The sequence below is a fragment of the Anabaena azotica SJ-1 genome (assembly GCF_047275885.1).
Classification (GTDB): Bacteria; Cyanobacteriota; Cyanobacteriia; order Cyanobacteriales; family Nostocaceae; genus Trichormus_B; species Trichormus_B azotica_A.
The window spans coordinates 4,780,464-4,800,435 of sequence record NZ_CP178454.1; the positions used below are offsets into that span (position 1 = coordinate 4,780,464).

Consider the following 19,972-nt stretch of genomic DNA (forward strand, 5'->3'; position numbering starts at 1 on the left):
ATACTCCTTCTATTATTTCAGTCTTTCAGGTAGGCAATCTTGTCGAATTATGTCTTGATAATTTTCACGTTGCAAAATTAAATTTGCTTCACCATTCGCCACTAAAACAGCTGCTGGTCGGGGCAAGCGGTTGTAGTTAGATGCCATACTGTAATTGTAGGCACCGGTTCCCATAACGACGAGAATATCACCTGGTTCAGTTTTTGGCAGTTGGGCATTTTTGATCAGAATATCTCCTGATTCGCAATGTTTACCAGCCAATGTGACTGTTTCTGTTAAAGCAGCAGACATTTTATTAGCAACTACTGCTCGATAAACTGATTGATAGGTGATGGGGCGGGGATTATCAGACATTCCTCCATCAATTGTCACATAAGTACGAAGATCAGGAATAACTTTAGCTGAACCAATACTGTAGGCGGTAACGCAAGCTGTGGCAATTAGCGATCGCCCTGGTTCACAGAGTAATTTAGGTAAGGGCAAATTTTCAGCAGCACAAGCTTGTTGAACTACTTCACAAATTGCCTTTGACCATTCTTCAATGCTTGGGGGATCATCTGATTCTGTGTACCTAATTCCTAAACCACCACCAACATTTAATTCTGTTAATTCCAAATTATATTTGGCCGCATCCCGCAACCACTGTACCATTACAGTACCCAAATCCCGATGGGGTTGCCGTTCAAAAATTTGCGAACCAATATGAGCGTGTAAACCCACACAGTTTAAACCTGGTTGTTTGCTGACAAAGGCAAATACCTCATCTAAATCATTGGGATCAAAGCCAAATTTACTGTCTAAATGTCCGGTGCGGATATATTCGTGGGTATGACATTCAATCCCCGGAGTTAACCGCAACATAATACGGATTGGAGAAGAGGGTGTTGCCAATTCTACCAAGGTATGCAGTTCATACCAATTATCGGCAACAATGGTACAACCTGATGCGATCGCTAAAACTAGCTCATCACGAGATTTATTATTGCCATGTAGGTAGATTTTATCTGGATTCACACCCGCATTGAGCGCAGTGTATAGTTCACCACCAGATACCACATCAATTCCCAAGCCTTCAGAAGCAACAATGGCACAAACAGCTAAACAATTCCATGCTTTAGAGGCATACAATACTTGAGATTCGCCTTTGTAGTATGCTTTGAAAGTATCATGGTATTGCCTACAAGCTGTCCGTAGGGTTTCTTCATCTAAAATATATAAAGGTGAGCCAAACTGCTCAACCAGCTTTGTGACATCACACCCACCGATTTCTAGGGAGTCATGATGATTAACTCTAGCACTCAAGGGTAAGAGTTCTTGATTGGGTGAAAGAGTTGTGTTGTTGCGCTTTTGAGGTAAATATTGACTGCCAGAAGCTTGAATCCCGACGGGGTGAGTCGATACCATATCTAATTAAGAGTTGTCCTTGTTAAAATTACGGGCGTGAGTTATTATCTCGATTCTCAGTTTACAGCTTTGCTGGTAATGGGGTGTTGGGCATTGGTCAGAAAAAAAGATATATATTATTCCCTGTTCCCTATTCCCTATTCCCTATTCCAATCGTGAAATTATTAGATTTAAAAATTCAATCCTTGACACCAGAGCATTTGGGTGAATTGCTGGAGCTTGATAAAGCTTGTTTTGATGGCTTGTGGACAATGGATGGTTACCGACGTGAGTTGGAAAGCCCTAATAGTCATTTTCTGGGTTTATTTTCCCCGTTTTCTAGTTCTGGGTTGTTGGGAATGGGCTGTTTTTGGTCAATTTTAGAGGAAGCACATATTACGATTTTGGCGGTTCATCCTCAATATCACCATCAAGGTTTGGGACAGGCTTTATTGTATTCTTTACTCAAGACAGCCAGCGATCGCGGTTTGGAGAGAGCTACTCTTGAAGTCCGAGCTTCTAACGACGGGGCTATCTCGTTATATGAAAAATTTGGCTTTAAAACCGCTGGTAGAAGACCGCGTTACTACAAAGATAACGAAGAAGACGCGCTGATTCTTTGGCTTTCTGATTTACAACAGCCGAAATTTTTCAAAAATCTGGACGATTGGTATACCATAGTGAGCGATCGCCTGTGTCAATCTTGTTGGTGTTTAGATATGGAAGATTGGTCATAGAGGATAGTTAATATATTTCACTTGAAAGTTGGTACAAATAGACCGAGAAGGAGCGCAGGCAGCAATTAAGAACCAATTATTTGTATCAGGCTGATCTGGAAAGTGGTATAAGCGGGAACAAGTAAGAATTTTCAATTTTTAATTTTTAATTTTTAATTAATTTTCTCCTTAATGACAAAAAATGCAATTTTCATGCTACTTAATTTAAATCAGAATTTTAAACTAAATTTAGTCTTTTCATAATCTAGGCTTATGGAATATGCAATTTATTGACAAAATACCAACTCTTGTGATATTTATGTCTGCTTGGGATTAAATAAACAAAATCTCAACATTAAGGCTATATCTGTTTGTCATTAGTCCCAAAAAGCCTGGTAAATTCAACCTCCTCAGTACACAAGCTACACAAAAAGTAATAAAAAGTTAGCAATTAACTCATCACCATTGGCAATGGAAGTTGGATGTCAAAAATTTGTATACAGACATCCAAACTTTTAGCCTGTGCTAAAATCAGCGTACCGGCACGACGCAGGTGATGGGAAGGATGCCATGTTTGAACGCTTCACAGAAAAAGCCATTAAGGTAATCATGCTGGCCCAAGAAGAGGCCCGCCGTTTAGGTCACAACTTTGTTGGAACCGAGCAGATCCTCCTGGGTCTGATTGGTGAAGGCACAGGAGTGGCCGCCAAGGTGCTGAAATCAATGGGCGTTAATTTGAAAGATGCCCGCATTGAAGTTGAAAAAATCATAGGTCGGGGTTCAGGCTTTGTAGCCGTGGAAATTCCGTTTACGCCACGGGCAAAGCGAGTTCTAGAACTATCCTTGGAAGAAGCACGCCAACTGGGGCATAACTACATAGGCACCGAGCATCTGCTGTTGGGCCTCATCCGCGAAGGGGAAGGTGTAGCAGCCAGGGTGTTAGAAAACCTCGGTGTGGATTTATCTAAGGTGAGAACCCAGGTAATCCGAATGTTAGGAGAAACAGCCGAAGTTTCACCAGGGGGAGGTTCATCTGGTCGCACAAAAACCCCGACTTTGGATGAATTTGGTTCCAACCTGACCCAAATGGCCACAGACAATAAACTTGATCCTGTGGTGGGACGCGCTAAAGAAATCGAGCGCGTGATTCAAATTTTGGGTCGCCGGACTAAGAATAATCCAGTGCTGATTGGTGAACCAGGGGTAGGTAAAACGGCGATAGCTGAAGGTCTAGCGAGCCGGATAGCTAACAAAGATGTCCCCGACATTCTCGAAGATAAGCGTGTTGTCACTCTCGATATTGGCTTGCTAGTAGCAGGAACCAAGTACCGGGGTGAATTTGAAGAACGACTAAAAAAAATCATGGATGAAATCCGCTCTGCGGGCAATGTCATCCTGGTAATTGACGAAGTTCACACTTTAATTGGTGCAGGTGCAGCTGAAGGGGCAATTGATGCGGCAAATATCCTCAAACCAGCTTTGGCAAGAGGTGAATTGCAATGTATCGGTGCGACCACTTTGGATGAGTACCGGAAGCACATTGAACGGGATGCAGCGTTGGAAAGACGCTTCCAGCCTGTGATGGTGGGTGAGCCTTCCGTTGATGAAACAATTGAAATTTTATATGGTTTGCGCGATCGCTACGAGCAACACCACAAGTTAAAAATCTCCGATGAAGCTTTAGTAGCGGCTGCAAAATTGTCTGATCGATATATTAGCGATCGCTATTTACCAGATAAAGCCATCGACTTGGTTGATGAAGCAGGTTCTCGCGTCCGCTTGATTAACTCCCAGCTACCCCCAGCAGCAAAAGAGTTAGACAAGGAATTGCGGCAAATCTTAAAAGAAAAAGATGATGCTGTCCGTTCTCAGGACTTTGACCGAGCCGGAGAACTGCGGGACAGAGAAATGGAAATCAAAGCGGAAATACGCACCATTGCTCAAACCAAAACCAATGCGGCTGGTGGTGACGGTGTTGAACCTGTAGTAACAGAAGAAGACATCGCTCACATCGTCGCTTCTTGGACAGGTGTACCAGTGAACAAACTCACTGAATCTGAATCTGAGAAGTTGCTACACATGGAAGATACCTTACATCAGCGCCTCATCGGTCAAGATGATGCTGTGAAGGCTGTTTCCCGCGCTATTCGTCGCGCTCGTGTGGGTTTGAAGAATCCTAATCGGCCAATTGCGAGTTTTGTCTTCTCTGGACCTACCGGGGTTGGTAAAACCGAGTTGGCGAAATCCTTGGCTTCTTACTTCTTCGGTTCTGAAGAAGCAATGATTCGCTTGGATATGTCCGAGTACATGGAACGTCACACCGTCAGTAAATTGATTGGTTCACCTCCAGGTTACGTCGGCTATAACGAAGGTGGTCAGTTAACAGAAGCTGTACGCCGTCGTCCTTACACCGTGGTGCTGTTTGACGAAATCGAAAAAGCACACCCCGATGTGTTCAATATGCTGCTGCAAATTTTGGAAGATGGTCGTTTAACAGACGCAAAAGGTCGCACGGTGGACTTTAAGAACACCTTGCTGATTTTGACTTCCAACATTGGTTCTAAGGTAATTGAAAAAGGCGGTAGCGGTATTGGTTTCGAGTTTGCTGAAGATGCGACCGAATCTCAATACAACCGGATTCGTTCTTTGGTCAACGAGGAACTGAAGCAATACTTCCGTCCTGAGTTCTTGAACCGTCTGGATGAAATTATCGTCTTCCGTCAGTTGAACAAGGCTGAAGTTACCCAAATCGCCGAAATTATGCTGAAGGAAGTATTCGGTCGATTGACAGAAAAAGGCATTGTCTTAGAAGTTACAGACCGCTTCAAAGACCGCCTAATTCAAGAAGGTTACAGCCCCAGCTACGGTGCAAGGCCATTACGTCGGGCAATTATGCGCTTGTTAGAAGATAGTTTAGCGGAAGAAATTTTGTCTGGACGCATCAAAGACGGCGATACTGCGCTTGTTGACGTTGATGAAAATGGCATTGTCCAAGTTAGTTCTCAACAAACACGGGAGTTGTTACCCCAAGGTGTTGAGTCTTAGTTAGGATTTTGTAATTGTTAATTGAACGGTGGAGGATTTCGGTTCTCTACCGTTTTTTTTGTTTTTTTCTCACGCAGAGTCGCAGAGAGGAGGAAGAGGTTTTTGTATAGGTTAAAATGTTATATCAGATAGGTAATAGCAGATATTTTCAGTTATTATTTTTAGTTTTCAGTTATTATTTTTAGTGATACGGTTAAAGCTATTAAGGGTTTTTTAAAATAGAGGTAAATTTAACATGACGAGGCTACACATAGAATTAATCGAAAACGAGGCTTCAACTAAATTAATCTCAAAAGTTTTAGAAATGTTTCGAGACAGACCAAGAACAAATGAATCTGTTTATAAACTAATAGACTCCAAAAGTAAACATACAGGTAAGCCCATTATTTCAGTAGAAACAGATTCAAATGAAATAATAGATTTCTTGCAAAACAACCACAGTGGTGGACGAATTTTAACAAATGAGGAATATGAGGCACACACATCTCTTTCAAAAGGTGATAAAGGTAGCGACGTTCTTAGCCTTAAGAGGAATTTATACGAAAAAGGCTATTATCACTATAATCCTGATTTTCTATCCTATGATTTACGGGATATTAAAATAACTTTCGATGAAGATACAGAATTAGCAGTGAAAGATTTTCAGCGAGCAAATGGACTACCAGTAACTGGTATTGCTAATGAAGAAACTAGAGAAAAATTAACAGAAAGTTAGTACCTTATTAATTGCAAGTTTTTGTATTTTCAACCTAATATAAATGTTGACACTTAATAAATTAGGTTGAATAATCACAATAAATCAATATCATCTATTAATTTATTATTTTTAATAACCTGGCTTTCTTCCCGCACCACACTTAATACATTTAACCCAACCATCACTTTTATAATTAAGTCCGTAAAATTGTAAACTATCCCTACTATCTACTGTTTTAAAACAGTTCCAACAATAATTTATATAAACATTAAAATTATGATTACTACCATCTAACCCTGCAATACCTGAATATTCTCTTGAGTTAGCATTTGGACACCAAAAAACTGTTATTTCTTGTACAGTTGAATATTTAGAGTATTCAGGATTAAATGTCATAAAATCTCCACAGAATCTACATTTTAATCTCTCTGAGTTATTTTTTATAAAACTCGCCCAATGTTTTACTTTTTGTATGTATTGATATACATCTAAAGTAATTCTAGGAAATTTAATCTGAACATTTTTAGCATTTAAAAAATCCGTAATATATAAGTGATATGTATAATTTATGCTTTTGGTTTCTTTGTAACTTCCTTTGATATCATCCATTACATTACTTATTAGATCACCAATTATCATATAGTATGAATCTTCACCGATCATTATTGGAAATAATTTAGACATATCTCCACCAAATTTAACTATCATTTCCATTAAATCTTGATGTATTTCAAGAAACGAAATTTGAGGATATAAATAAACTTTTAAAACGAAAGATACAATAGGATCATTTTGATAATTGACTTTAGTAATTAGATTTTTGAAATATAAGTTTTCCTGAACTGCTCGATATAAGCTAAATACTTTTGCTGTACTTGACAGTTTATCCCATATATCAACCGGATTAGATTTAAATTCTTCCCATACAATATCTACTTGCTCTGTTGGGGTTAAAAATGGAAATATTCTTGGTTCTGATTTTAAATTTGATGGTATTATAGATATAATATAATCTCGTTCTTCCTGATTAGCATTTTCTAATATATCAAATATTTTTTGTAAATGGAAGTTTCTAAATTGACCATTTTTAACGATACTAATAATATAATCAGCCTTGATTTTTGCAGGAGCTAATCTATATATTTCCAAATATTTAAGGAATGTTAATTGTAAATTTTTCCATATAGATTTAAGTTCTGTTATATTAAGCGTTTTGATTATCTCAACTAATTGATTAATTTGAGATTCACTGAAATTATTGTTAGATTGTTTGTTAATAATATAGTCAGCTTTGATTTTATTGGGTGCTAATTCATAAATTTCTGCAAAATTTAGGAATCTTAAAGGTAAATCTTTCCAAATACTTTGGGAATGAAGATGAGATTCTTGGCTAAGATATTCATAAATTTCTTTAATTAATGATATGTCTTCATATTCATCCATCAGTTGAGCGCATTTTTGAAAATAACCCTTTGGGGTTAATGATTGTCGTAATTTTTGTGAATAGATATAAAGTTCTATGGGAAGTGATTCAAGGAATGACTCTGATCCAGAAACAAGTAATTTGTTTTGTTTCAGACAAAGATTCACTAAATGATCGAGAGATTGACTTTTGTTAGCAAGAACAATTTTTAAATATTTCATAAAAACTGGCTGCCAGTACCGAACTCTATTAGCTAAAGCACAGGTTTGTATAGCTTCTATATCTTCTTCATTTTGTATGATATCAACATCAATAGCTTGTAGTTTTTGTATCCCGTTATTATCTGATATGGTTTTTAAACTAAAAGAAACAATAACATCTTTATCAATAAATTCAATATTACATTTAATATCGCGCTTATGAAAGTATAAATTATCGGGCTTAGTTATATGAGATATAAATCCAAAATCATTAATACGACCTGTTTTTGAGTTTATACCTCCATACCATTTTACTTGTCCCACTTCTCTATTCATAAAACACCCTTAAATTTCACTTTTTATACCAGTTTAGCAAAAGTATAGCTCTTAGTTAGATGATGGTGGGAGAAGTGCGTTAGGGTAGCTTAGTTCCTTTTAGGTAAAAAGGTAATTAATGGTAAAATAAATAACCTATTTACCATTGTTTTTGAGAAATATATTTGAATGATTAATTTAGATACTGGTACTGCTATAGCTTTTATAGCCGAAAATTCTACTATCCGTTATGTGTTGCGACAATATGTAAATGAACAAGAAATGGTAATGACTCAAACTGCTTTTGCTGAGTTCACCACCATAGTTAAAACTATTGCTAGACTATCAGAACAAACTAGAGCTAATCGCTTTTTGCAAAGAGTAACTATCATCCCCGATAACCCATCACCTAGAGCTTTAAACCTGCAACCAACACGAAAATTAGGAATAAACGATATTATTATATTAGGTACAGGTGATCAATTAAATATTGTCACCACCACAGCAGATGCAAAAGCAGTGAGAGCCGCTTATGCTCAAGGTGTAGATTTTCATGTATATATTCATCCACCTTTTCCTTTAACTGGTAATTAATCATGCAAATCACTATTTCACCACATCTACAAAGTACATATAAATTAATTCAATGTGCTTTTCCCAAGGGTATAGAACCACAATCTTATTTACCGCTTTTAGCATTACTCAGTGAAGAAATGTCAGATAGAAATTTAGCTGAAGTTGTAGCTTACTATAGCGGTAAAGATTATAGTGTTGTTCTCAATGATGTATATCGGGTGCAATCAATTGATGTACCCACATCTGAAGCAATTGATAATTTAAAAGAAAGATTGCTTGTTTGTGGTTATGAACAATGGGTTGAAGAAGAATAAATTTTATTATAAATCCAGTATAATAAACATAATCACAACAAAAGGATAAAACAAAATGCAAGCCATTCTCCTCAGCAGCGAAGAAGTCGCCAAACGTGCCAAAGAATTATATGAAACTAGCATTCGTCAACAAGTCGAAACCGAAGAAAACATCGGTAAAATGGTAATTATTGATATAGAAACTGGTGAATATGCAGTTGATAAAATAGGCATAGAATCAGCGCGTTATTTACGAAATAAAAATCCATTAGCTCGACTTTTTGGGATTCGCATTGGTTATAAAGTTGCTGTTTCTTTCTGTGGTGATATGGAGCGTGATTATCGGTGATAAAATTATGGTGTCAATATGCGATCGCTCTTATTTTATATAAACTCAAAAATAGCGATCGCTAATGTCAATTTACTCCTTTACTTCTCCACAGGTGCAAGTTTTAAAGGATACAATGGCTCAGATCCATTTAATTGCCAAATCCTAAACACCAACGCAGCAGCTACAGTTAACCACACACAAGAAAAAGATAAAATCATTCCCGCTAAAGGAACAGTTTGCCAATAAATTGCTGTCACCACTATTGCAGATAACCAAGGTCCTAAAATCACCACAGGAACAGCCGCACCTAATCTCCGTTCTACGGTAAAGATCGTATTCCAAGTATCACCTAAAGCCAGATGTAGCACAAACAGAATTAAAGGTAACACTAAAAATTGGTGATTCATTTCTTGCCACACTAATACGGAAGAAATAACCCGCAGAACGGCAATTATCATCCAAACTATAGGAAATGCTAAAGGTGGTGGAGCCCATTTTGGTCTGATTACCTGGTCATAGGTGCGACTAGAACGGGTATTATCTAATAGAGAAAAAATTCGTGAACGAATGCTTAATAGGGCAAAAAATAATCCGGTCAATAAAGTGCTAAACCAACTCGGAAAAGCAGAATTATTATCAATCAACAATACTAATTTTTCCATTCCCAAGAAGACAAGAAGCATGACTCCTATTTGCAGAATAGTTCCTAGTTTATAAACTAAAACTGCCTTAATATCTAATTCTTGTGTGTTAGCTAGTGATGTATTGGGATATGGTTGTTGATTCCCAGGTTTTACTCCCATCACTGTGTTGACGAATTTTTCAAGCATTCCACTATTGTTCGATTGATTCATACTGTTCACCGATTTTCGAGATAAGTTACCCTTCTTTAATACTAATTGAGTTTCTTGTTTTAGTGATTATAAGAGGATGTTTGAAAAATCAAAGATCCAATAGTTCATCTATTTGCATACTTGGTAAATTGGGAGGAATTACAGTTTTGACTGTTGTTACTTTATGACTTTCCTGTTGGCTAGTTAAATCGAGAGCGATCGCACCCACAAGAATTTCTACACAGCCTAAAGGTACAATTAATTGAGTTATCGCTTCCCAATTTCCCCACGGAGTCGTCCGTAAGTCTTTGATCAGATGCGGTCCATCTAGTAAAGCTCGCGTTTGATAGTCTTCAACCCATAACTTGATCGCTACAGTAGAAGCTATCTCGGACATTTCTAAACGGACTTTGATCGATGCACCAGCTAATAATTCACCACTGGGTAGAAAGAGTTGGGGTGTTGGTAAGGAATTAAGCGCAGGAGGAGATAAATCTTCTAGTTCTGGTTGCTGTTCTTCAAGCAACTGATTGTTTTCCTCATTGCTTAAGCTCATATATATATCGTCAATCACGATTTCTTGAGACAACCAAGAAGGTATGTTTTCAGGTTCTGGAGTTGGTTCACTGGTGTCTAAATCAAGAAATTCTAAATTAGTTGTCTCAGTTTCTATTTCCCCATCTAAATTTACATCTAAATTTAAAGGTAACTCAATCTCAACACTCTGTTCTTCTGCATTTATTGTTGAAGTTGATTCTTCACTATCATCCTCTTCGTATTCCAAAGTGATACCTTCTGGTAACAAGTATCCTTGGTTTTTCATCCATTTTTGAATGAGAGGAGATGTTGCAGGTGTTTCTGTTGTGATTAATTCTTCACTATTTGGGGTATAAAATTCAGGAATAGTATTTGTGATTAATTCCCCAGTAAATTGATCTTCATTTTCATAACTGGGTAATGATTCCAGTACGTTTTCTGTTTCATCTAACTGAGTTTCTGGGGTATTTAGGAGATGGGTTTGTGCTTCTTGTTCTGGTTCTGGGGTCGATTTTAAGCGTTTCAGGAAAGGAAAACCAGTTTTAATTGGTTTGATTACTAATTTTTGCAGATTTATGGGGGCGATCGCACCAGGTGTCTTGATATTTACTTCAGATATGCGAGATTCTGCAATGAGATTTTTGCTAATTCGTGGCAATTTCGGCAGTTCTGGCGAAACCCCATCTAAGACAATCACTGGTTTAATTCGTGGTGGTAGTGGTTTGTTTGTAGATGGCTTTAAAATATGGAACTGAGCTAATTTGGGAGTTTTGACTAGATTAAAAAGTTCTAAACTCACCTTATTCGGTTTTTCTGGTTGTGTAGCAGCAGAAATTGGTGGTTGGTTGCTTTCCGATAATAATGGTGGATGAGATTTTGGTAAAGTAACTGTTAGTAATTCTGTGACATTGGCTGTAATTGTGAAAGCATGAGTACCTAAAAGCTTAACTTCCCTGTCATTGTTAACAGCGCCATATAAATTAATCTCTGCCAAAATCAATTTTGATTCACATTCAGTGGGAATATTAATTGAAGTAGCGAAGGTAAAGGGCAAGATTTTATTTGGTAAAGGCTGGCTGAATTGAGTCAATACTTTTGACTCTAAGGGCGATCGCAGTTCAACGAATAGTTGCAGTTGATCAAGGTTGACGATCGATATTGTTGGATCTTCTGGGTTTTCCGTTGCTGCTAGTTCTGCACGGCCATTTAATATAAAAGTTTTTCCCCAAGGAGCAATGTAGTTGTCCTGTTCTAGATATAGGTGAATTAGTGAAGGTGAGGATACAGGCTGAAAATCCTCCAACCTGGGATCTTCCTCTGATGATTCTGGGTTGGGTAAAGCTAAATCTATCAAGCTTTGTAAAAGCTGTTCCGCTGTCTCGCCTTTGAATAAAACTGGGCTGACAGGCTGATTAATAATTATATCTTCTTCTGTTTGTGTTAATAAAGTATTGATATCAAGGTCAGGAGACAAAGAAATGGCAGATTCGTCGAGTTCTTTGTCAAATTGATCATCATTATCTAGATCTGGCTGCTCAGTAGTCTCTTGGGGAAAGACTTTAATTAGCAAGCTATATTGCCAGGATTTGCCCAGCATATCCGTCATTAAATCGCCAGAGCATCGTAACTCCCAAATGCCAGGTTTGAGTTCAGTAAAGGGAATTACCGCCATAAGTCCATCTGCATTAGTGCGGCGCAAACGTTTAAAAATGCGCCGTTTGGGTGGAACTTCCTGGATAGAGGAGTGAGTTACCCGTACTTCTACATCTGTATTTGGTAGGTGTGAACGAGCCAAAACCCTGTATTTACCTGCTGAAATTTGCAGAGTTGGCGATTCCAAAGTTTGCCAAGCGCGATCGCCTTTTTTCTGTATCAGAAATTGCCAGTGTGCCATTGTGAGTAATGCCCAAACCGAAGAGCAGCCGATGAATTTTTTGTATTAACTTGCTTGTCAGTTTAACTCAGCAATATGTAATTGCAGCAATATAAGTAAGTGGGCGTTAAAAATTGTCGTTATGACAATATGACAAGGCAAGAGACTAGAGTCAAAAGGCAATAGGGAAAAGGTTTTGGGCAATTTTACTTTTCGTTACCGAAAAAATGGGTTTGAGGTTTCCCGTCCGGAGACGGCTTTCTGATACAATTATAGGTTTAGCATCGCTGTAATGATCCATTAAGTAGCAAGCAACTCGTATAGAGAAAGTTAATTAATTGGCATAAGCAAACTTTTTGACATCGGATTGGGTATTATTTACAGCTTCCACAAAGTCTTTTACAACATCTTGTAGGCGTTGTTCAAGGTCTTGATCCAGCTGCAAGCTACCATCAGCTTGAATTTGAATTTGCTTATCCACTGCGTAAACTGTACTTAAAATATGCCTTGCACCTAATTCACCTAAAACTGGTTTTAAAGCATATTCAATTGATAACAAATGAGCAATTGTTCCACCAGTAGCTAAAGGTAAGATAATCTTATCTGTCAAAGCTTTCTGTGGTAGCAAATCTAAAAAAGATTTAAGTAAACCTGTATATGCAGCTTTATAAATTGGTGTAGCAATGATTATACCACTTGCTTGTTCTATGAGTGCTTTTGGACGTTCCAAGGCACTACTATTGTAACGTCCATAAACTAAATCCTCAGCAGGTAAATCTCGAACAGAAATAATATCTGTTTCTAAGCCTTGTTGGGAACTCAATTGAGTTGCATACTCTAAAAGTCCATAAGTTCTAGAAGGATGAGAAGGACTACCAGCAATTGCTAAAATATAAGCCATGTTCCAAAAACCTCTTGTTTAAATTATTTTCTCTATTCTGTAACTAGAATATCTAAAGCTTGATTTTTATCAAGACTTAATCTACAGTAGCAACAGCTTTTTCTTTAACTTGTTGTTGTGGAAATTCTCGATTAGCTATAATTTCGCCAAAAGGGCTTAATAACTGTGGTTCTACAGTGGGTAAATTATCCAAAGGTAAACGAGGAAAAAGCAATTCAGCTACTCGATAAGCTTCTTCTAAATGGGGATAACCAGAGAAGATAAAAGTATCAATTCCTAAATCTGCATATTCCTGCATTCTTCTAACAACTGTATCAGGATCACCTACTAATGCAGTTCCTGCACCACCGCGCACTAAACCAATTCCCGCCCATAAATTCGGGCTAATTTCTAAAGCGTCTCGACTACCATTATGTAATTCCTTCATGCGTTGTTGTCCGACTGAATCCATCCGAGAATAAGCTTGTTGGGATTTTTTAATAGCTTCTTCATCTACATAACGAATCAAATCATTAGCCGCATCCCAAGCTTGACTCTCCGTTTCTCTGACAATTACATGAAGACGAATACCAAAACGTAATGTTCTCCCTTCTGCTTCCGCCAAACGTCTAACAGAAGCGATTTTTTCTGCTACTTGTTCAGGAGGTTCACCCCAAGTCAAATACACATCAACGTGCTTGGCAGCAATTTCTTGGGCAATAGGAGAAGAACCACCAAACCACAAAGGAGGATGAGGTTTCTGCACATTGGGAAACAGCAGTTTACCTTCTTTGATATTGAGATAATCACCTTCCAAGTTAGAAATTTCACCTGCGGCAATTTGCCGCCAAACTGTTAAAAATTCATCTGTTAATTGATAGCGATCATCATGATTTAGGTGCAAACCATCACCTGCTAATTCCACAGGATCACCACCAGTAACAACATTAATTAATAACCGTCCCCCAGAAATTCTATCAAACGTTGCTGCCATTCTTGCAGCTACTCCTGGAGACATCAATCCTGGACGAACTGCTACTAAAAAACGCATTTTCTTGGTGTGCGTTACCAAAGTTGAGGCTAAAATCCAAGCATCTTCACAGGAACGACCTGTAGGTAACAAAGCACCTGTAAACCCTAATTGATCAACTGCTTGGGCAATTTGTCGCCAATAATCAAAGTTGACTGATCTTCCGCCTATCGCAGTACCAAGATAACGCCCATCACCATGAGTGGGAATAAACCAAAGAACTTGCATAATTTCTATTTAATGTAGCTGTAAAAATTTGCCGTTGACGTAACTACGATATGTCTATAGATAAACCGTATATTTGCTAAATTTAGTATTGCATAGATAAATCAAGAAAGCAATATTTTTAACAATATATACTTTAAGTTTATCCAAATATTAGTAGTTTAACCCTTCAAATAATTAGGATTCCATTGCAACCAATAATTCTCCAAAGCTCTAGCTACAACATCCGCCAGCTTACCAAACAAAGCATATATTAAAATACTCAAAACTACCACATCTGTTTGCATAAATTCTCTGGCGTTCATAGCCATGTAACCAATACCAGAATCAGCCGCAATAGTTTCAGCAACAATAAGTGTTAACCACATAATTCCTAAAGAAAATCGTACACCTACTAAGATAGAAGACATAGCCCCTGGAAGAATAATTCGCCAAAACAACCCCCAAGTATTTAAACCATAGATTTTCCCCATTTCAATTAATCCTGCATCAACGCTGCGAATACCATGAAAAGTATTTAAATAAATAGGGAACATTACACCCAAAGATACCAGAAATAATCGCGCTTCATCACCAATGCCAAACCATAAAATTACCAGGGGAATTAATGCTAAGTTAGGAATATTCCGCAGCATTTGCAGAGATGTATCTAACAATTTTTCGGCAATGGGAGAAATCCCATTAAGTAAACCTAAACTAAATCCAATACCTCCTCCAAGTACAAACCCAGATATTGCCCGTAGAGAACTAATACCAATATTTCTGAAAAGTTCACCTGTTTGTGCCAATTTAATAGTAGCGCCAACAACTGCTAAAGGTGCTGGTAATATTCTCGTAGGAATAAAGCCAATAGAAGACAAGAATTGCCACGTTATAATTATTGTTATGGGTACAAACCAAGGTATGAAAGACTGCAAATAACGATTTTTGAAAAAATTAAAATAGAATTTATTTTTTTTCTGTAAATACTTTGATGAAAAATCGGTAGAAGAAGAAAGTTTCATAACAATTTATTAAGTGATAAACAGGATAGTTAATGGCGGTATTTAGCCGCCGTCAGAATGGAAGAATTAGAAAAAATAGATTACCTTTTACTAATTCTTTGGGGTGTAATAGCTGCATATTGCTGAGAAGTGAGAACTGAATCTTTGATAGCAATTTGTTTAGGAATAACTTTTTCCTTATAGAACAAATCAGCAATACGTTGTTGTTCAGCAATCAGAGATGAGTTAATTGGACGTAAACGGAATGTGCGTCTACGAACTACGACACCTAAAAGTGACGGATCAAGTTTTAATTCAGGAGCAAGAATTTTCACAACTTCATTAGGATTAGATTCTGCCCATTCCCCTAACTTATCCACTTCTTCTAAAAATATACGTACAACTTCCGGGTTTTCAACAGCAAAGCTACGTCTAGCCATATAAAATCCACCTTGGGTAGCAATTCCTGACGCATTTCTCAAAACACGAGCATTAGCAGTTTTTTGAACAAAAGCAATAAAAGGATCCCAAGCTACCCAAGCATCAATCTTTTTTTGAATAAAAGCATCACGAGCTTCAGCAGGAGTTAAACTAACTGCTTGAATATCGCTATATTTCAAACCTACTTCAGCTAAAGCTCTCAGTAGTAAATAATGTGATGCAGATCCCTTTTGAAAAACAACTTTCTTACCTTTAAGATCCTTAACTGTCTTAATAGGAGAATCTTTCTGAACAATAATAGCACTACCTTCACCCTTACTGGGTTTACGTCCAGCAAGATAGACAAGTTGAGCGCCAGCAGCTTGAGCAAAAATAGGTGGTGTTTCTCCTACCGAACCAATATCAACCCTATTTGCATTCATGGCTTCCATGAGTTGGGGTCCAGCAGGAAATGGAGACCATTCAACTTTTATACCTAAAGGTTGAAGACGCTTATCTACTACTCCTTTAATCTTGACAATATCCCCAGAAGTTTGATAAGCAAGTCGCACTACTTTTGTTTTGATACCTGTTTTATTAACAGCAGTTGTATTTTGGGCTTGGACTATGTGACTAGCAATTGGAGCAGAAAGAAAAACCAAAGCTAATGCTGAGGCTGAGTATTGAACGAATTTTTGTAAAACTGTGCGTCGTGGTAGGTTAAAGTTCATGATTTTGTCTCCTCACTCAATTTCAATTCAAATGGTTTTCTTGCTGTTTTATTACAAAATCTAAAATGGGCGACTACCCGCTAAACTAATCCGTTTCATAACCCGACGCTGATTAGGATCAAAAGCTTGGCGATAATGTAATGTAGATTGATTATCCCAATAAACAATATCTCCCACAGCCCATTTATGTCGATAATAAAATTGATGCTGATGCAGATGATATCGTAACTGTGCAATTAATTCTTGACCCTCTTGGGGATCTAAACCTACAACTTCAACTTCTGTGGCGTAATCTAAATATAAAATCTTCTTGCCACTCTCTGGATGTGTTCTAACCAATGGGTGAGGATAAACAGGACTAATAAGAGGAATACTCTTATCCTCACGATATTTTCTCCGGGGTTCTCCTGGTTTGTTTAAAAACGGGTTATAAGTAATTAACTGTAAATTAGCAATTCGTTGTTTTGTAAATTCATCCAAAGTTTCATACGCTAAATTCAGATTTAACCAAGAAGTATCTCCCCCTTGAGATGGAACTTCTAAAGCATAGAGTAAAGAACCACTGGAAGGATAAGGAGTCCATTTATGGTCAGAATGAAAAGCCAATTCACCTGTACCTGTGTAGCCACCATCAACATTAGAAACAGGAATTATTACTGGTGTAACTCCTGATTGAGAAGCTAGAACTGGAACATCATCAGGAGGCACAAAAAGAGAACCAAAATAAAAACTAAAGTTTAAAAATTGCTCATTCGTCAAATTTTGATTTTTGAAGATGAGAATATGATAATCCCGCAGTGCTTGTTTTAATTGCAAAATAACTTCAGGTGCAACAGCTTGACTAGCATCTAGTCCAGTAACTACTGCTCCCAAGGGAGCATTAAGAGGAGTAATTTGAAATTTGGTTAAAGTTAGAGTTGTCATAGTTTAAATTTCAAAATCAATACTTACAAATTGAATCAGCTATTTAAGCAAAATACTAAATCAGCCCCATTATTACTTACTAGCTAACACCTCTTTGGGAGTAATTTCTGCATACTGCTCAGGTGTTAAAAAACCGTCTTTAACATTAACTTGCTTGGGTATTAATCCCAGGCTGTACCATTTATCTGCAACTTCTTGCTGCTTGTTGATAACTGCTTCAGTAATAGGAACTAAAGCAAAATCATATTTACTGTGCATTTTTTCCAGTGTTGCTGCATCAAGCTGAGTGACAGGAGCGAGTAATTGAGCAAGTTCTTTGGGATGATTCTTAGACCAAGTTTGTGCTTTTTGTAATTCTTCCAAAAAGATTTTAATTACTTGAGGATTTTCTTGATAGAATTTACGGTTTGTAGAATAAAAGTTATTAGTATCTCTTAAGCCATTGCCACCATCTATCAATACACGACCAACTTTATTCTGCACATTTCTAGTAACGAATGGCTCCCAAATAAACCAGCCATCAACCTTACCTTGACTAAAAGCGACGTTAGCATCTGGAGGTGCTAGAAAAACAGACTCAACATCAGTTAGCTTTAACCCTTCTTTTTCTACGGCTCTAACTGTAAGATAATGCCCAATAGATGCTTTTTGAAAAGCAATTTTTTTACCTTTCAAATCTTTGAAACTTTTAACAGGTGAATTAGCTGGAACTAAAAGAGAAATAGCTTGTCCATCTGAAGAGTTTGCTGCTAAATAAACAAGTGGTGCGCCAGCAGCTTGGGAAAAAATAGGTGGTGATTCAGCAGTAGAAGCAATATCAAGTCCACCTGCATTCAAAGCTTCTAATTGTTGTGGACCAGCAGCAAATTCTGGCCATTCAACTTTATAACCTAAAGGTTCTAGTCGCTTTTCTAAAGTACCTTGTTTTTCCAGAACTGCCAAGGCTGTGAGTTGTTTAGAACGAACTATCCTCACTGCTTTTTGGTTAGTATTAGAGCTATTCCCAGATGTAGTAGTTGTATTAGATGCTGTATCACTTGAGGATGAATTACTTTGTTGTTGAGTATTGTTTTGTGGATTATTGCAACTAAAGAGGGTCGTTGATAGGACTAAGCTGTAGCCAAAAGCAAATAAGGCATGACGACGAGTGATACGTCGGCGCTTCCATGATTCAAGATTATGTTTCCAATTTGGCATTATTAAATTACCTTTTATTTATTTTATAGATTGAGTCAGTCACAAAATGACAAACTGTTTGAAGAAAGTGAGGTGGGAAAGAAATACCCACCCCATTAAGGTGTAAGGAAAACAAATCAAAGCCCAGAAATCTGATTTTTTGTAGGTTGAAAAATGCCAATCAACCCTGATTAAGAAGGTAGAATATGTGAGTTAAAGCTATATTTGCTGAAAGTTGATAGCCTTAATAAATTGAAAATTGAATTGAGAAGAAGCGACAATGCAAGGAGTAGATATCTTTCTCTATGTTCAATTTTTTAATAATGCTGTTGTAGTTTGTGTTGTAGAGATTTAGGCATTTGCAGAACTAAAAATGTATTCAACTTCTGGATGTTGATATTCTGGTTGACCCATAACTCGGTTTAGGATTTTCTCAACAGTCTGAGCAAATTTTGCATCTCCTCTAGACCGTGGTCGTGGCAGAGAAATCTTCTCATTCATAGCAATTTTTCCGTTTTCAATTAACACCACTCTGTCTGCTAATACAACTGCTTCTTCAACATCATGGGTAATTAATAAGGCTGTAAATCCTTGTTCCTGCCATAAACGTTCTATTAATTGCTGCATTTCAATTCTTGTCAAGGCATCCAACGCACCCAAGGGTTCATCTAGCAATAATAAAGAAGGTTTACTTGCTAAAGCCCTGGCTAAAGCTACCCGTTGCCGTTGTCCACCAGATAACACAGCAGGCCATTCATAGGCGCGGTCTTCTAAACCTACTTCCCGCAGAATTTGTAAAGCCGTTTGCTTGGCATAAACTTTGGAATTAGAACCTAGTAAACCTAACTCCACATTTGCCAAAACTCTTTGCCAAGGTAAAAGCCGTGCATCTTGAAACATCATCCGGATATCTGGGTTGATGCGTTGATCGGTATATGTGCCATTCAAAATGACATTACCTTCATTGGGTGTTTCTAGTCCGGCAACCAAGCGCAACATCGTACTTTTGCCACAGCCACTTCGACCAACAATAGCGACAAATTCCCCTGGTTGAATTTCTAAATCAATGTTTTGTAAAACTGTCTTTTTGTCAAAAGACTTGCTTAACCCTTCTAACCTCAATTCCATTCCGTTGACTCCAGATACCATCTCAATAACCTCCAAATTGAAAATCTTCGTTAATCAAGTTAAAAACTTTATCTAGTCAAAATAGCCAAAACTTCTAGAACTATGTGCCAATCAAATTAGAAAAATTGACCCTTTATGTGATTACGTTTAGTCAATAAGCATAAAGCCGGGCTAGCAATATGCTTGATTTAGTCCAATTCTGACTTTTCAGGCATTAATTACAGTAACTTGATAGATTTACCGTATATTGTTT

The 19,972-nt window shown here is 37.5% G+C and carries 17 protein-coding genes; 6 read left to right on the top strand and 11 right to left on the bottom strand.

Features of this window, described 5'->3' with window-relative positions:
* Nucleotides 1-12: 12 nt before the first annotated feature.
* Nucleotides 13-1,404, bottom strand: coding sequence for a diaminopimelate decarboxylase (gene lysA, locus ACLLO5_RS20740; RefSeq protein WP_413172385.1), 1,392 nt, complete (start codon nt 1,402-1,404; stop codon nt 13-15).
* Nucleotides 1,405-1,559: 155 nt separating this feature from the next.
* Between lysA and rimI the strand changes: the two genes are divergently transcribed.
* From rimI to ACLLO5_RS20755, 3 genes are all read left to right on the top strand, one after another.
* Complete coding sequence (rimI, locus tag ACLLO5_RS20745) at nt 1,560-2,120, top strand: ribosomal protein S18-alanine N-acetyltransferase (protein WP_413172386.1); 561 nt, start codon at nt 1,560-1,562, stop codon at nt 2,118-2,120.
* Nucleotides 2,121-2,669: 549 nt separating this feature from the next.
* Nucleotides 2,670-5,144 (top strand): ATP-dependent Clp protease ATP-binding subunit, encoded by a 2,475-nt coding sequence (locus ACLLO5_RS20750; protein WP_413172387.1) that lies wholly within the window; start codon nt 2,670-2,672, stop codon nt 5,142-5,144.
* A 235-nt stretch (nt 5,145-5,379) separates the two neighbouring features.
* Nucleotides 5,380-5,859: a peptidoglycan-binding domain-containing protein gene (locus ACLLO5_RS20755; RefSeq protein ID WP_413172388.1), complete on the top strand. Its 480-nt coding sequence runs from the start codon at nt 5,380-5,382 to the stop codon at nt 5,857-5,859.
* Between the two features lie 111 nt (nt 5,860-5,970).
* Here the strand turns inward: ACLLO5_RS20755 and ACLLO5_RS20760 are convergent, their stop codons facing one another.
* Complete coding sequence (locus ACLLO5_RS20760) at nt 5,971-7,800, bottom strand: hypothetical protein (protein WP_413172389.1); 1,830 nt, start codon at nt 7,798-7,800, stop codon at nt 5,971-5,973.
* Between the two features lie 168 nt (nt 7,801-7,968).
* Between ACLLO5_RS20760 and ACLLO5_RS20765 the strand changes: the two genes are divergently transcribed.
* Genes ACLLO5_RS20765 through ACLLO5_RS20775 form a run of 3 tightly spaced genes read left to right on the top strand, consistent with a single transcriptional unit; the run spans nt 7,969 to nt 8,997 of the window.
* A complete protein-coding gene (locus ACLLO5_RS20765; protein ID WP_413172390.1) occupies nt 7,969-8,373 on the top strand; it encodes a DUF1308 domain-containing protein in 405 nt (134 codons plus the stop codon).
* Between the two features lie 2 nt (nt 8,374-8,375).
* Nucleotides 8,376-8,669, top strand: coding sequence for a DUF3349 domain-containing protein (locus ACLLO5_RS20770; protein WP_413172391.1), 294 nt, complete (start codon nt 8,376-8,378; stop codon nt 8,667-8,669).
* Nucleotides 8,670-8,724: 55 nt separating this feature from the next.
* Nucleotides 8,725-8,997: a hypothetical protein gene (locus ACLLO5_RS20775; RefSeq protein ID WP_413172392.1), complete on the top strand. Its 273-nt coding sequence runs from the start codon at nt 8,725-8,727 to the stop codon at nt 8,995-8,997.
* Between the two features lie 80 nt (nt 8,998-9,077).
* On the opposite strand, the gene ACLLO5_RS20780 is transcribed toward ACLLO5_RS20775, so the two are convergent.
* The 9 genes from ACLLO5_RS20780 to ACLLO5_RS20820 form a co-directional block, all read right to left on the bottom strand.
* Complete coding sequence (locus tag ACLLO5_RS20780; RefSeq protein WP_413172393.1) at nt 9,078-9,833, bottom strand: TspO/MBR family protein; 756 nt, start codon at nt 9,831-9,833, stop codon at nt 9,078-9,080.
* 88 nt (nt 9,834-9,921) lie between these two features.
* Complete coding sequence (locus ACLLO5_RS20785; RefSeq protein WP_413172394.1) at nt 9,922-12,243, bottom strand: hypothetical protein; 2,322 nt, start codon at nt 12,241-12,243, stop codon at nt 9,922-9,924.
* A gap of 313 nt (nt 12,244-12,556) precedes the next feature.
* Complete coding sequence (gene ssuE, locus ACLLO5_RS20790) at nt 12,557-13,123, bottom strand: NADPH-dependent FMN reductase (RefSeq protein WP_413172395.1); 567 nt, start codon at nt 13,121-13,123, stop codon at nt 12,557-12,559.
* 76 nt (nt 13,124-13,199) lie between these two features.
* Nucleotides 13,200-14,360, bottom strand: coding sequence for an FMNH2-dependent alkanesulfonate monooxygenase (ssuD, locus tag ACLLO5_RS20795; protein ID WP_413172396.1), 1,161 nt, complete (start codon nt 14,358-14,360; stop codon nt 13,200-13,202).
* A 158-nt stretch (nt 14,361-14,518) separates the two neighbouring features.
* On the bottom strand, nt 14,519-15,361 hold the full coding sequence (gene ssuC, locus ACLLO5_RS20800) for an aliphatic sulfonate ABC transporter permease SsuC (RefSeq protein WP_413172397.1): 843 nt from the start codon (nt 15,359-15,361) through the stop codon (nt 14,519-14,521).
* Between the two features lie 80 nt (nt 15,362-15,441).
* A complete protein-coding gene (locus tag ACLLO5_RS20805; RefSeq protein WP_413172398.1) occupies nt 15,442-16,491 on the bottom strand; it encodes a sulfonate ABC transporter substrate-binding protein in 1,050 nt (349 codons plus the stop codon).
* Between the two features lie 60 nt (nt 16,492-16,551).
* The gene (locus tag ACLLO5_RS20810) at nt 16,552-17,415 is read right to left on the bottom strand and encodes a TauD/TfdA dioxygenase family protein (RefSeq protein WP_413172399.1); all 864 of its coding nucleotides are present in this window, start codon (nt 17,413-17,415) and stop codon (nt 16,552-16,554) included.
* A 72-nt stretch (nt 17,416-17,487) separates the two neighbouring features.
* Entirely contained in the window at nt 17,488-18,612 is a 1,125-nt protein-coding gene (locus ACLLO5_RS20815) for an aliphatic sulfonate ABC transporter substrate-binding protein (protein ID WP_413172400.1), read from the bottom strand.
* Between the two features lie 330 nt (nt 18,613-18,942).
* Nucleotides 18,943-19,740, bottom strand: a complete 798-nt coding sequence (locus ACLLO5_RS20820; protein WP_413172401.1) for an ATP-binding cassette domain-containing protein — start codon at nt 19,738-19,740, stop codon at nt 18,943-18,945.
* Nucleotides 19,741-19,972 lie beyond the last annotated feature (232 nt).

Coding starts and splice junctions, on each gene's coding strand:
- ACLLO5_RS20775 (WP_413172392.1), top strand. CDS start 8,725: ATGCAAGCCATTCTCCTCAGCAGCGAAGAAGTCGCCAAACGTGCCAAA.
- ACLLO5_RS20815 (WP_413172400.1), bottom strand. CDS start 18,612: ATGCCAAATTGGAAACATAATCTTGAATCATGGAAGCGCCGACGTATC.
- lysA (WP_413172385.1), bottom strand. CDS start 1,404: ATGGTATCGACTCACCCCGTCGGGATTCAAGCTTCTGGCAGTCAATAT.
- ssuC (WP_413172397.1), bottom strand. CDS start 15,361: ATGAAACTTTCTTCTTCTACCGATTTTTCATCAAAGTATTTACAGAAA.
- ssuD (WP_413172396.1), bottom strand. CDS start 14,360: ATGCAAGTTCTTTGGTTTATTCCCACTCATGGTGATGGGCGTTATCTT.
- ACLLO5_RS20765 (WP_413172390.1), top strand. CDS start 7,969: ATGATTAATTTAGATACTGGTACTGCTATAGCTTTTATAGCCGAAAAT.
- ACLLO5_RS20810 (WP_413172399.1), bottom strand. CDS start 17,415: ATGACAACTCTAACTTTAACCAAATTTCAAATTACTCCTCTTAATGCT.
- ACLLO5_RS20770 (WP_413172391.1), top strand. CDS start 8,376: ATGCAAATCACTATTTCACCACATCTACAAAGTACATATAAATTAATT.
- ACLLO5_RS20760 (WP_413172389.1), bottom strand. CDS start 7,800: ATGAATAGAGAAGTGGGACAAGTAAAATGGTATGGAGGTATAAACTCA.
- ACLLO5_RS20785 (WP_413172394.1), bottom strand. CDS start 12,243: ATGGCACACTGGCAATTTCTGATACAGAAAAAAGGCGATCGCGCTTGG.
- ACLLO5_RS20805 (WP_413172398.1), bottom strand. CDS start 16,491: ATGAACTTTAACCTACCACGACGCACAGTTTTACAAAAATTCGTTCAA.
- ACLLO5_RS20780 (WP_413172393.1), bottom strand. CDS start 9,833: ATGAATCAATCGAACAATAGTGGAATGCTTGAAAAATTCGTCAACACA.
- ACLLO5_RS20820 (WP_413172401.1), bottom strand. CDS start 19,740: ATGGTATCTGGAGTCAACGGAATGGAATTGAGGTTAGAAGGGTTAAGC.
- ACLLO5_RS20750 (WP_413172387.1), top strand. CDS start 2,670: ATGTTTGAACGCTTCACAGAAAAAGCCATTAAGGTAATCATGCTGGCC.
- ssuE (WP_413172395.1), bottom strand. CDS start 13,123: ATGGCTTATATTTTAGCAATTGCTGGTAGTCCTTCTCATCCTTCTAGA.
- ACLLO5_RS20755 (WP_413172388.1), top strand. CDS start 5,380: ATGACGAGGCTACACATAGAATTAATCGAAAACGAGGCTTCAACTAAA.